The organism is Noviherbaspirillum denitrificans, from assembly GCF_002211445.1.
In the GTDB taxonomy this organism is placed as follows: Bacteria; Pseudomonadota; Gammaproteobacteria; order Burkholderiales; family Burkholderiaceae_D; genus Noviherbaspirillum; species Noviherbaspirillum denitrificans.
Window position 1 is genome coordinate 527,669 of the sequence record NZ_LSTO01000001.1, and the last position, 11,103, is coordinate 538,771.

The 11,103-nt window shown below is 62.5% G+C and carries 11 protein-coding genes and 1 riboswitch; of the genes, 9 read left to right on the top strand and 2 right to left on the bottom strand.

Features of this window, described 5'->3' with window-relative positions; translation table 11 throughout:
* The coding region (locus AYR66_RS02650; protein ID WP_420093082.1) for a 2-keto-4-pentenoate hydratase at positions 1-501 on the top strand (501 nt) is incomplete at its 5' end.
* A gap of 30 nt (positions 502-531) precedes the next feature.
* Here AYR66_RS02650 and AYR66_RS02655 read toward each other — a convergent pair.
* Together AYR66_RS02655 and AYR66_RS02660 are read right to left on the bottom strand one after the other, a co-directional pair.
* Complete coding sequence (locus tag AYR66_RS02655) at positions 532-978, bottom strand: DUF2147 domain-containing protein (protein ID WP_088706227.1); 447 nt, start codon at positions 976-978, stop codon at positions 532-534.
* A gap of 82 nt (positions 979-1,060) precedes the next feature.
* A complete protein-coding gene (locus tag AYR66_RS02660; protein ID WP_088706228.1) occupies positions 1,061-3,865 on the bottom strand; it encodes a valine--tRNA ligase in 2,805 nt (934 codons plus the stop codon).
* Between the two features lie 123 nt (positions 3,866-3,988).
* A riboswitch (TPP riboswitch) is annotated at positions 3,989-4,087 on the top strand.
* Positions 4,088-4,143: 56 nt separating this feature from the next.
* Between AYR66_RS02660 and thiC the strand changes: the two genes are divergently transcribed.
* The 8 genes from thiC to AYR66_RS02700 all read left to right on the top strand — a co-directional run.
* A complete protein-coding gene (thiC, locus tag AYR66_RS02665) occupies positions 4,144-6,057 on the top strand; it encodes a phosphomethylpyrimidine synthase ThiC (protein ID WP_088706229.1) in 1,914 nt (637 codons plus the stop codon).
* Between the two features lie 3 nt (positions 6,058-6,060).
* Entirely contained in the window at positions 6,061-6,261 is a 201-nt protein-coding gene (gene thiS, locus AYR66_RS02670; protein ID WP_088706230.1) for a sulfur carrier protein ThiS, read from the top strand.
* A gap of 70 nt (positions 6,262-6,331) precedes the next feature.
* Entirely contained in the window at positions 6,332-7,129 is a 798-nt protein-coding gene (locus AYR66_RS02675) for a thiazole synthase (RefSeq protein ID WP_088706231.1), read from the top strand.
* Positions 7,126-7,917 carry a bifunctional hydroxymethylpyrimidine kinase/phosphomethylpyrimidine kinase gene (gene thiD, locus AYR66_RS02680; protein ID WP_088706232.1) on the top strand — a complete coding sequence of 264 codons (792 nt, stop codon included), beginning with the start codon at positions 7,126-7,128 and terminating at the stop codon, positions 7,915-7,917. Before AYR66_RS02675 ends, thiD begins: the two co-directional genes overlap by 4 nt.
* Positions 7,914-8,528: a thiamine phosphate synthase gene (gene thiE / locus AYR66_RS02685; protein ID WP_088706233.1), complete on the top strand. Its 615-nt coding sequence runs from the start codon at positions 7,914-7,916 to the stop codon at positions 8,526-8,528. The genes thiD and thiE overlap by 4 nt, the downstream gene beginning before the upstream one ends.
* 48 nt (positions 8,529-8,576) lie before the next feature.
* Complete coding sequence (locus AYR66_RS02690) at positions 8,577-8,972, top strand: GtrA family protein (protein ID WP_088706234.1); 396 nt, start codon at positions 8,577-8,579, stop codon at positions 8,970-8,972.
* 3 nt (positions 8,973-8,975) lie between these two features.
* Entirely contained in the window at positions 8,976-10,724 is a 1,749-nt protein-coding gene (locus AYR66_RS02695; RefSeq protein WP_088706235.1) for a hypothetical protein, read from the top strand.
* Between the two features lie 90 nt (positions 10,725-10,814).
* The coding region (locus tag AYR66_RS02700; protein WP_170942264.1) for a UvrD-helicase domain-containing protein at positions 10,815-11,103 on the top strand (289 nt) is incomplete at its 3' end.

The following is an 11,103-nucleotide window of genomic DNA, read 5'->3' on the forward strand; positions in this document are numbered from 1 at the left end:
ATCGGGCCGGAACTCGTGTTCAAGCTGAACTGCACGCCGGCACCCGATGCCACGCTTGAAGAACTGGCGGAATGCATCGAGTGGATGGCGCATGCGTTCGAAATCGTGGTCTGTCCCTTCCCCGACTGGAAGTTCGAGATGGCGGATTCGATCGCTGCCTTCGGCCTGCACGGTTCGCTGATCGTCGGCGAGCCGAAAATGCTGTCCGCGGCGAGCCGACGCAGCCTGGGCGAGGTGCTGCCGCACGCGAGCCTGTCGCTGTCTTGCGGCGACGAACTGCGCTCCGCCGGATTCGGCAGCGATGTTCTGGGCAGCCCGATCCATGCGTTGTGGCACCTGCACCAGTTGCTGAAGATCCAGCCGCAATTCTCGCAACTGGCGAAGGGCGAGATCGTGACCACGGGGACGTGGACCGATGTCTGTCCGATCAAGCCGGGGGAAACGTGGACGTCGGCGTTTTCCGGCATCTCGCTGCCAGGACTGACGATCTCGTTTGTTTAAAAAGAAAAGGCGCCGACGGCGCCTTTTTTGTTACTCCTGCCGGACCCAAGTCTGCGTCCGTCCCAGCATCGGCACGCCGATGTACCCGCGTACGTCGAGTTTCTTCCCGCCGTCAACCACGGTCATCTTGCTCTTGTAGACCTTGCCGTTGTTCGGGTCGAGGATCTGGCCGCCGTTGTATTCGCCGCCATCCTTCTTCATGCCGGTGATGATGGTCATGCCGATGACCGGCTGGTCCTTCAGCGTGCCTTCGCACTTTTCGCACTTTGGGTTGGGGTCTTCGCCAGATTCGCGGAACAGCTTTTCGATCTTGCCGCGCAGTTCGCCATTGCTTTCGGTGATGCGCACCAGCGATTTCGGCTTGCCGGTTTCGTCGTCGATGGTTTTCCAGACGCCGATCGGGCTGGCGTCCTGGGCCATCGCGCTTGCTGCGGCCAGCGTGCCGGCCGCGAGGGTAAGGATTGCTAATCGTCTCATCGTTATGTCTCCTGGATTGGGGTGGTGCGTTCGAACCGGGCGGCCCGGCCCGAACTGTCCAGAAGTGTCGACCGAGCGGCGATCAGCTCTTTTGCAATTTATCAAACTGCTCGCGCAGTTTTTCGAGTGTGGCTCCGAAGGTCAAGAGACGCTCTTTCTCCTGCGCCACGACTTGCGCCGGTGCGCGGGCGACGAAGCTTTCATTGCCGAGCTTGGCATTGGCCTTGGCGATTTCGCCTTCGAGACGCGCGATCTCCTTGGAGAGGCGCTCCTTCTCCGCGGCGACATCGATCTCGACCTTGAGCATCAGCTTGACCGTGCCGACCACGGACACCGGCGCCGGGGATTCCGGCAGGGTGTCGACGATCTGCACATCGGACAGCTTGGCCAGCGCCTGCAGGTAGCGCACGAAGGACTCGGCTTGCGCCTTGTCGTTCGCTTCGATGAACAGCGGCACGCGCTGGGCGGGCGACAGCTGCATCTCGCCGCGCAGGTTGCGGCAGGCATCGGTCATGGACTTCAGCTGCGCCATCCAGGCTTCGGCTTGCTCGTCCAGCTTTTCCATGTTCGGCCGCGGATAAGGCTGGACCATGATGGAATCGCCGGCCGGGTTCATTTCGCGGCCGGTCATCGGCGCGATCTTCTGCCACAGCTGCTCGGTGATGAACGGAATGACCGGATGTGCGAGGCGCAACACGGTTTCCAGCACGCGCAGCAGGGTGCGGCGTGTGGCGCGCTGTTGCGCTTCGGTGCCGTTCTGGATCTGGACCTTGGCGACTTCGAGGTACCAGTCGCAGTACTCGTCCCACACGAACTTGTAGATCGCGGATGCGATGTTGTCGAAGCGGTAGTCGGCGAAGCCCTTTTCCACTTCCGCTTCGGTACGCTGCAGCAGCGATACGATCCAGCGGTCGGCTTGCGAGAAGTCGCGATCCGGTCCGCAGGTGGCCGGGTCGAAGCCGCAGTCCTTGCCTTCGGTGTTCATCAGCACGAAGCGCGTCGCGTTCCACAGCTTGTTGCAGAAGTTGCGATAGCCTTCACAGCGGCCGAGGTCGAAATTGATGTTGCGGCCGAGCGAGGCGTAACTCGCCATCGTGAAGCGCAGCGCATCGGTGCCGAAGGCGGGGATGCCGTCCGGGAATTCCTTGCGCGTCGCCTTGGCAATGCTTTCCGCCTGCTTCGGGTTCATCAGGCCGGTGGTGCGCTTGGCGACCAGCGATTCGACGTCGATGCCGTCGATCAGGTCGATCGGGTCGAGCGTGTTGCCCTTGGACTTGGACATCTTCTGGCCGCTGGCGTCACGCACCAGGCCGTGCACGTACACGGTGTCGAACGGCACCTTGCCGGTGAAGTGCGTGGTCATCATGACCATGCGCGCCACCCAGAAGAAGATGATGTCGAAGCCGGTGACCAGCACCGACGACGGCAGGAACATCTTGTAGTCCGGCGTCTCTTCCGGCCAGCCGAGCGAGGAGAAGGGCACCAGCGCGGACGAGAACCAGGTGTCGAGCACATCGGACTCGCGCGTGAGCGCCTTGCCGCCGGCCTTGGCCTTCGCTTCTTCTTCATTGCGCGCGACGTAGATGTTGCCGTCCTCGTCGTACCACGCCGGGATCTGGTGGCCCCACCACAGCTGGCGCGAGATGCACCAGTCCTGGATGTTGTTGAGCCACTGGTTGTAGGTGGTGGTCCAGTTTTCCGGGATGAACTTGATGTCGCCATCCGCCACCTTCTCGAGCGCCACCTGGGCGATCGACTTGCCGGGGAAGTGTGTGCCATCGGGGGCGGGTACGCTCATCGCGACGAACCACTGGTCGGTCAGCATCGGCTCGATCACCACGCCGGTACGGTCGCCGCGCGGCACCATCAGCTTGTGCGGCTTGACCGAATCCAGCAGGCCGATGGCTTCGAGGTCGGCGACAATCTTCTTGCGTGCAGCGAAACGATCCATGCCGACGTATTCGGCCGGCGCATTGTCGTTGATCTTGGCGTCGAGCGTGAAGATGTTGATTTGCGCAAGGCGGTGGCGCTGGCCGACAGCGTAGTCGTTGAAGTCATGGGCCGGCGTGATCTTCACGCAGCCGGTGCCGAATTCCTTGTCGACGTAGTCGTCGGCAATGATGGGAATATCGCGGCCGGTCAGCGGCAGCGTCAGCATCTTGCCGACCAGGTGCTGGTAGCGCTCGTCGGTCGGGTCCACCGCTACGGCGACGTCGCCGAGCATGGTTTCCGGACGTGTGGTGGCGACCGTGATATGGCCGCTGCCGTCCGCGAGCGGATAGCGGATGTGCCACATGAAGCCGTCTTCTTCTTCAGACACGACTTCGAGGTCGGACACGGCGGTGTGCAGCTTCGGATCCCAGTTCACGAGGCGCTTGCCGCGGTAGATGAGGCCTTGCTCATACAGGCGCACGAAGACTTCGGTCACCGCCTTGGACATCTTCTCGTCCATCGTGAAGTATTCGCGCGTCCAGTCGGTGGAGGCACCCATGCGGCGCATCTGGCCGGTGATGGTGGAGCCGGAGTGTTCCTTCCACTCCCAGACCTTCTCGAGGAATTTCTCCCGGCCGAGGTCATGGCGGGAAACGCCCTGTGCGTCGAGCTGGCGTTCGACCACGATCTGGGTCGCAATGCCGGCGTGGTCGGTGCCCGGAATCCAGGCGGTGTTGTGGCCACGCATGCGGTAGTAGCGCGTCAGGCCATCCATCACGGTCTGGTTGAAGGCATGGCCCATGTGCAGCGTGCCGGTGACGTTTGGCGGCGGCAGCTGGATGCTGAACGACTGCTTGCCCGGTTCGGTGCTGGCGGTAAAGTAACCGCGTTGTTCCCATTCGGTACGCCAGTGTTTTTCAATGTCGGCGGGCTCGAAAGACTTGGCTAATTCCATGATTTCAATATGTTTTTGCGAAACTATGCATTATACGGGACGGAAAGGCTGACATCGGCGGCGATCAGCGTATAATTCGCCCATCGCCGATTTTCAGGCTTCCAGGCGACCGGAAGCCGCGCGGTACGACGCTAGGGGTCCTGGCTGCAGTCTGGCCGGGTGAGAAACACCCTCGAACCTGATCTGGGTAATGCCAGCGAAGGGAAGCATCCGGAAAGCCAGCAGTCCATCCTTTTTCCGTCCGCTCCTTCGCATACCCGTTTTTGCAAAGGAGCACCATGAACGCCAATCCGCAATTCCTCGCCGCCACCGCCAAGGTGGACGAAGCCGCGATCCAGCCGCTGCCGAATTCCCGCAAGATCTATGTCGAGGGCTCGCGCCCGGATATCCGCGTGCCGATGCGCGAAATCAGCCAGTCCGACACGCCGGTGTCCTTTGGCGCGGAAAAGAACCCGCCGATTTATGTTTACGACACCTCCGGCCCGTACACCGACCCGAACGTCAAGATCGACATCCGCTCCGGCCTCGCTGCGCTGCGCGCCGCCTGGATCGCCGAACGCGGCGACACCGAAGAGCTGGCCGGCCCGAGCTCGCAGTACGGCGTCGAGCGCCTGAACGACCCCAAGCTGGCCGAACTGCGTTTCAACCTGCACCGCAAGCCGCGCCGCGCCAAGGCTGGCAAGAACGTGACACAAATGCACTACGCGCGCCAGGGCATCATCACGCCGGAGATGGAATACATCGCCATCCGCGAAAACCTGCGCCGCAAGGAATACCTCGAAGGCCTGAAGGCATCCGGCCCGATGGGCCAGAAACTGGCCGACCTGATGGGCCGCCAGCACCCGGGCCAGTCGTTCGGCGCCGCGATTCCCGCTGAAATCACGCCGGAATTCGTGCGCTCCGAAATCGCCTGCGGCCGCGCGATCATCCCCAACAACATCAACCACCCGGAATCCGAGCCGATGATCATCGGCCGCAACTTCCTGGTGAAGATCAATGCCAACATCGGCAATTCGGCGGTCACCTCGTCCATCGGCGAGGAAGTCGAGAAGATGACCTGGGCGATCCGCTGGGGCGGCGATACCGTGATGGACCTGTCCACCGGCAAGCACATCCATGAAACCCGCGAATGGATCATCCGCAATTCGCCGGTGCCGATCGGCACCGTGCCGATCTACCAGGCGCTGGAAAAGGTCAACGGCAAGGCCGAGGACCTGACCTGGGAAATCTTCCGCGACACGCTGATCGAGCAGGCCGAGCAGGGCGTCGACTACTTCACCATCCACGCGGGCGTGCGCCTGCAGTACGTGCCGCTGACCGCCAAGCGCATGACCGGCATCGTGTCGCGCGGCGGCTCGATCATGGCGAAGTGGTGCCTCGCGCACCACAAGGAATCCTTCCTGTACACGCATTTCGAAGAGATCTGCGAAATCATGAAGCAGTACGACGTCGCGTTCTCGCTGGGCGACGGTCTGCGTCCCGGCTCGATCTACGACGCCAATGACGAAGCGCAGCTCGGTGAGCTGAAGACCCTGGGCGAACTGACCCAGATCGCATGGAAGCACGACGTGCAGGTGATGATCGAAGGCCCCGGCCACGTGCCGATGCACCTGATCAAGGAAAACATGGACCTGCAGCTGAAGGATTGCGCGGAAGCGCCGTTCTACACCCTCGGCCCCTTGACCACCGACATCGCCCCCGGCTACGACCACATCACCTCCGGCATCGGCGCCGCGATGATCGGCTGGTACGGCACCGCGATGCTGTGCTACGTGACGCCGAAGGAACACCTCGGCCTGCCCAACAAGGCGGACGTCAAGGAAGGCATCATTACCTACAAGCTGGCCGCGCACGCTGCCGACCTCGCCAAGGGCCATCCCGGCGCGCAGATCCGCGACAACGCGCTGTCCAAGGCACGCTTCGAGTTCCGCTGGGAAGACCAGTTCAACATCGGTCTCGATCCGGACAAGGCACGCGAATTCCACGACGAGACGTTGCCGAAGGATTCCGCCAAGGTGGCGCACTTCTGCTCAATGTGCGGTCCGCATTTCTGCTCGATGAAGATCACGCAGGACGTGCGCGACTTCGCGGCGGCGCAAGGCATCACCGACGACGAAGCGCTGAAGAAGGGCATGGAAGTGAAGGCCGTCGAGTTCGTGAAGACCGGCGCGGAACTGTATCGCAAGCAGTAAGTCATGGACATCGAACTGAACGGCGCGCCGCACCCGGTCACCGATAACCTGAACGTGCAGGACTTGATCGCCTCGCTGGACCTGGCGAACAAGTCGCTGGCGGTGGCGATCAACCGGGAAGTGGTGCCGCGCAGCCAATGGGCCGAGCGCGTGCTGCAGCCGAGCGATCGCGTGGATATCGTGAAGGCGATCGGCGGCGGCTGATATATCTATGCAAGGTTCCTTCCCTCATCACTAGGGAGGGAACCCTGCACTGGATTCTCAAAGGGATCTTATGAGCGAACACATCACCCAAGAAACCGGCCTCACCATCGCCGGCAAAACCTACAACTCCCGCCTGCTCGTCGGCAGCGGCAAGTACAAGGACCTCGAACAGACCCGCCTGGCGACCGAAGCCAGCGGCGCCGACATCATCACCGTCGCGATCCGCCGCGTGAACATCGGCCAGGATCCGAACGCACCCAGCCTGCTGGACGTGGTGCCGCCGACCAGGTACACCATCCTGCCGAACACTGCAGGCTGCTACAACGCCAAGGATGCGGTCTACACGCTGCAGCTCGCGCGCGAACTGCTGGGCGGCCACAAGCTGGTCAAGCTGGAAGTGCTGGGCGACGAGAAGACACTGTTCCCCAACATGCCTGAAACGCTGAAGGCCGCCGAGACCCTGGTCAAGGACGGCTTCGACGTGATGGTCTACTGTAGCGACGATCCCATCCAGGCAAAGATGCTGGAGGAGATCGGCTGCGTTGCCGTGATGCCGCTGGCGTCGCTGATCGGCTCCGGCATGGGCATCCTCAATCCATGGAACCTGTCGCTGATCATCCAGCAGGCGAAGGTGCCGGTGCTGGTGGATGCGGGCGTGGGCACGGCGTCGGATGCGGCGATTGCGATGGAGCTCGGCTGCGACGGCGTGCTGATGAACACGGCTATCGCGGGCGCAAAGGATCCGATCCGCATGGCGCGCGCCATGAAGCTCGCGGTGGAAGCCGGCCGTGAAGCCTTCCTCGCCGGCCGCATCCCGAAGAAGTTTGTCGCGTCGCCGTCCTCCCCGATGGAGGGACGCGCAACATGATGCGCCCCAGCGTCCTCGTCTTCGCCGGCTCGGATCCGAGCGGCGGGGCAGGATTGCAGGCGGACGTGCCGGCGATTGCCGCGCTGGGCGCGCATCCGCTCACGTCCGTCACCGCGCTGACGGTGCAGGACAACGACCGCGTGTTCAAGGTACATCCGGTGCCCGCGGCGCTGGTGCAGCAGCAGGCGCAGGCGCTGGTCGACAAGATCGATATCGCGGCGGTGAAGATCGGCATTGTCGGCAATCGCGCCAATGCGGAAGCGATCGCCGACATGCTGCGGCAGATCCGGGAGCGCAATCCCGGATTGCATGTGGTGCTCGATACGGTGCTGGCCAGCGGCCATGGCGACAAGCTGTCCGAGGATAATCCGGCGTTCGCAATCATGACGCTGCTTCCGTTCGCAACCCTGGTCACGCCCAACCTGCCGGAAGCGGCGGCGCTGTGCGGCGGCAACCAGAACATCGATGCGCAGGTCGAAAACCTGCTGCAGCATTGCCCCAACGTGCTGATCAAGGGCGGCCACGGCACCGGCCCCGATATCGTCAACCGCCTGTTCACCCGTGAAAACAAATGCACCTGGACCTGGCCGCGCCTGCCGGGTGGCTTCCATGGAACAGGTTGCACCCTGGCCTCCGCCATCGCCGCGCTGCTCGCCTGTGGCAAGACCATGGTTGAAGCCGTCGAAGAGGCGCAAGCCTATTGTCATCAATCCCTGCAAACCGCGTATGCGATTGCGGGCGGGCAGCGCATCCCCAACCGCTGCACCTATGTCGAGGAAAATCCATGAAAGGCCTGTATCTCGTGACCCCGGACTGGGACGATACGCAAAAGATGCTGGACACCACCGAAGCCGGCTTGCGCGGCGGAGCGGCCCTCGTGCAGTACCGGCACAAGACGGCGTCGCCGGAATTGCGCCGCGATCAGGCGTCGCAGCTGCTGGCCCTGTGCCGTCGCTATGGCAAGCCTTTCATCATCAACGATTTCGTTGAACTGGCGCTCGAACTTGATGCCGACGGCATCCATGTCGGCGGCACCGATGCCACGGTGGCGCAGGTGCGCGCGGCGGTGGGGCCGTCGAAGATCGTCGGCTCGTCCTGCTACGGCAGCATGCAGCTCGCGCGCGATGCGTATGCTGCAGGCGCCAGCTATGTCGCCTTCGGCGGTTTCTATCCGTCGCGCGTGAAGAAGTACGAAGTGACCACGCAACCGGAGATTGTCGCGCAGGCGAAGAAGGAAATCCCGCTGCCCAACGTCGTGATCGGCGGCATGACGCAGGAGAATTCCGTGCCGCTGGTGAAGCAGGGCGCGGACATGGTGGCGGCCATCAGCAGCGTCTACCTGGCGGACAACCCGGAAGAAGCGGCGCGCGGCTTCGCGCGCCTGTTCGCGGCCGGCTGACAGGGGCGGGTAGAATAGTCGGCTTTCCCATGTGAAAGCCGCGCCCCGATGTTCGAACTCCTGTCTCAATTCGTCCGCTTCTTCGGCGTGGGCGTGGTCTCGGCGATCGGACATTACGGCCTCCTGATCACGCTCGTTCAGGGATTCGGCGTCGACTCGGTCGGCGCCTCCGCCGCCGGCGCACTGCTCGGCGCGGTCATCAATTACACCCTCAACTACCATTTCACCTTCCGCAGCAACAAGCGCCATCGCGAGAGCGCGGCCAAGTTCGCCGTCGTCGCCACGATCGGCCTGCTGCTCAATACCCTCCTGATGTGGCTGGGTGTGGATGTGCTGCACATCCATTACCTCCTGGCGCAAGTCCTCACGACCTTGCTGCTCCTGCTGTGGAGTTTCAGCGCCAACCGCTGGTGGACTTTCCGCAGCCATGCAAAGCCGGAGTGAGACATGAACAAGACTTTCAGCTTGCGTAACAGTCATGCACTTGTCATGGGCGCATTGCTCATCGCGCTGGCGAATGCCGAGCTGTTTTCGACCAGGGTGGCGGTGAAGTGGGATGCGTTCGACGAGATGTGGGCGTATTTCCGCTGGCTTGGGTCAGCGCTGCGGCAGGGCGCCTTCCCGGACTTCTTCCCGCACATCATGTCCGGTTACCCGATCGGGTCGAATATCCAGGCCGGTGTCTACAACGTTTTTTACCTCGCCTTTGCGTATGCGTTCCCGGACAGCGTGCTGTCCATCAACCTTGTCTACCTGGCGCTGCAGCTGGTGATTTTCCGGCTGGGCTTTGCGATCGGGAAGAGCTACGGACTCGATGCGCTGTGCAGCCTGTATCTCGGCCTCGCGCTGACAGCGTCCGGTTTCATCATCGGGCATGCGAGCCACTTCTCCTATCTCTCCACCGCTTGCGGCTTGCTCGGCTGCTTCCTCGCATTGCGCATGGCCTTGCAGCGGCGCGCAGGGGCGGCTTTCCTGCTGTGCTTCGTCAGTGTCTACCACATGCTTACGGCGGGCTATCCGGCGAACATCCTGTTCGGCGCGCAGTGCCTGGCGGCGTATTGGGTCTGCCTGTTTGTTACGCAGGCTGAAGCGCGGCGTGCCCTGCTGACGGCTGTAGCGGGCGTGGCCGCGGGCGCAGTGATCGGCGCGCCGTCGATCTGGCATTTCGTGAATCTGCTGCAGCAATCGACGCGTGGTGCAGGCCTCGATATCGACACCGCGATGTCTGGTTCCCTACCCTTGTATGGCGTGGCGAACTTCTTTTTCCCGGTGTGGAAGATGGGATTTTCGGAACTCACGATCGAGCGTTTTCACTTGCTGTTCCTGAGTATTCCGCTGGTGGCTTGCGCAATCTGGATGGCGCCTTCGCGCGGGGCCGACGGCAAGCGCATCCTGCTCTTCTTCGTGCTCGCGGTGCTGATGACCGTACTTGCATTGGGAAAGAACAGCCCGCTGCCATTGCGCGTCTGGCTGGCGGAACACCTGTTCATCTATCGCGCCGGCCGTTTCCCTTCCGGCGAGCACAGGGGTATTGCGCTCTTCCTGCTGGCGTTGGTCAGCGCGTTCGGATTGCAGTGGATCCAGGAGCGTTATCCGGCAAAGAAAAAAGTTCTGGTTGCGCTCCTCGCGCTGGATTTCCTCGTCGTGATGGTGGCCTTGCGCGGCATGCGCATTGGCGGCATCGACGAACAGTTCCGAGCGATGCAACCCATGTTCCAGGCAACATTTAGCGCCGGCGATCAAGCCCGGCTCGACAAGGCGCGCGATTGCACGCCGGATGGCGAACCTTGGCAATTGACGGCCATCGCCATCCAGCGCGAACGCCTGGCGCCGGCGAATTTCTACTGGAACGGTTACGTGGGACTGCGGGACCAGGTGTACGACCAGGGCCGGGAAAGCGATACCGATCTGGTGTGCGGTCCGTCGCGCTTGCGCGATGCCGCGACGCGCGCGGCACGTCCGTATGCGCTGGAGACCTATACGCCGGGCTACATTCGATTGCGGATCAAGGACAACGGCATGCCTGCATCCCGTCTCATCTGGACCGAATACGACGACGGATTCTGGCGGCTGAAGATCAACGGCAAACCGGCAGTCCTCGAGCATGGAACGGCCCGTTTCCGGATATTTTCCGCCGGTTCGGGCGACGTGATCGAGATGACCTACGCCGGCCCCTTGTCCCGACTTTGGCGCTAACTTGCAAGGAGATCAATTGCGCAATCGGCAAGTGCCGGCAAACGAGGATTCTCCTCCCAGCCGGGGAGGCTGCCCGCTTATAATTTGCGGATGCAAAATCTCCTTCACAACCTCAATCCCGAGCAGCTCGCCGCTGTCACGCTTCCCAACCAATCCGCACTGATCCTTGCCGGTGCCGGCTCCGGAAAAACCCGGGTGCTGACCACGCGCATTGCGTGGCTGGTGCAGACCGGGCAGCTGTCGCCCGCGGGTGTGCTGGCGGTGACCTTTACCAACAAGGCGGCGAAGGAGATGCTGGCGCGCCTGTCCTCGATGCTGCCCATCAATACGCGAGGCATGTGGATCGGTACCTTCCACGGCTTGTGCAACCGCCTGCTGC

Bases quoted from the DNA above. Each gene is read 5' to 3' on its own strand.
- AYR66_RS02655 (WP_088706227.1), bottom strand. From the start codon at position 978: ATGAGACGATTAGCAATCCTTACCCTCGCGGCCGGCACGCTGGCCGCA.
- AYR66_RS02660 (WP_088706228.1), bottom strand. From the start codon at position 3,865: ATGGAATTAGCCAAGTCTTTCGAGCCCGCCGACATTGAAAAACACTGG.
- thiC (WP_088706229.1), top strand. From the start codon at position 4,144: ATGAACGCCAATCCGCAATTCCTCGCCGCCACCGCCAAGGTGGACGAA.
- thiS (WP_088706230.1), top strand. From the start codon at position 6,061: ATGGACATCGAACTGAACGGCGCGCCGCACCCGGTCACCGATAACCTG.
- AYR66_RS02675 (WP_088706231.1), top strand. From the start codon at position 6,332: ATGAGCGAACACATCACCCAAGAAACCGGCCTCACCATCGCCGGCAAA.
- thiD (WP_088706232.1), top strand. From the start codon at position 7,126: ATGATGCGCCCCAGCGTCCTCGTCTTCGCCGGCTCGGATCCGAGCGGC.
- thiE (WP_088706233.1), top strand. From the start codon at position 7,914: ATGAAAGGCCTGTATCTCGTGACCCCGGACTGGGACGATACGCAAAAG.
- AYR66_RS02690 (WP_088706234.1), top strand. From the start codon at position 8,577: ATGTTCGAACTCCTGTCTCAATTCGTCCGCTTCTTCGGCGTGGGCGTG.
- AYR66_RS02695 (WP_088706235.1), top strand. From the start codon at position 8,976: ATGAACAAGACTTTCAGCTTGCGTAACAGTCATGCACTTGTCATGGGC.